Below are 725 nucleotides of genomic sequence, written 5' to 3' on the forward strand. Positions count from 1 at the left end.
TATTTTCTCTTCCTGCAGGTACTAAGATGTTTCAGTTCCCTGCGTTAGCTCTCTTACATTGGTAAGAGTAACCGTCCTTCAGACGGCTAGGTTGTCCCATTCGGAAATCTTCGGATCAAGGGTTATTTGCACCTACCCGAAGCTTATCGCAGCTTATCACGTCCTTCATCGCCTCCGTGAGCCTAGGCATCCGCCATACGCCCTTTCTTACTTTCTTTACGACTGTATTCTTGTTACTCGTTTCCGAATAACGAATAAGTAGCTCATACTTTCAGCTGTATTCTAACAAAGTGAAATCTCATCTTGCGATTTGATTCACTTTAGTCTGAACTAAAGTTCATTACTTACAGTTTTGCTTGTGTCAATATGTCAAAGATCTTCTTGCCTTAAAAGGCATAGTGGAGATTGTGGAGTTGAACCATTTTGCTTGAGCCATCCCTATATATTATATAATGTATAAGGAATCCCAGTCTCCTGTATTTAACTAAACAGATGGTGCGTACAAGAAGAGAAGCGAACTTTAATCAGTCACTATCTCAACAAATATAGAAGTAAGCAAGAATGAGAACTCAACATTCAACATTCAACACTCAACATTCTCTCAATATTCGTCTCTCCAGAAAGGAGGTGTTCCAGCCGCACCTTCCGGTACGGCTACCTTGTTACGACTTAGCCCCAATTACCAGTTTCGCCCTAGGCCGCTCCTTACGGTCACGGACTTTAGG

General features: G+C 42.1%; 2 rRNA genes. Both read right to left on the bottom strand.

Features of this window, described 5'->3' with window-relative positions:
* Positions 1-217 (bottom strand): 23S ribosomal RNA (locus tag NNC77_RS16525); the annotation flags it as partial.
* Between the two features lie 403 nt (positions 218-620).
* Positions 621-725, bottom strand: a 16S ribosomal RNA gene (locus NNC77_RS16530); the annotation flags it as partial.

It is taken from the genome of Segatella copri, from assembly GCF_024330485.1.
Lineage (GTDB): Bacteria > Bacteroidota > Bacteroidia > Bacteroidales > Bacteroidaceae > Prevotella > Prevotella copri_L.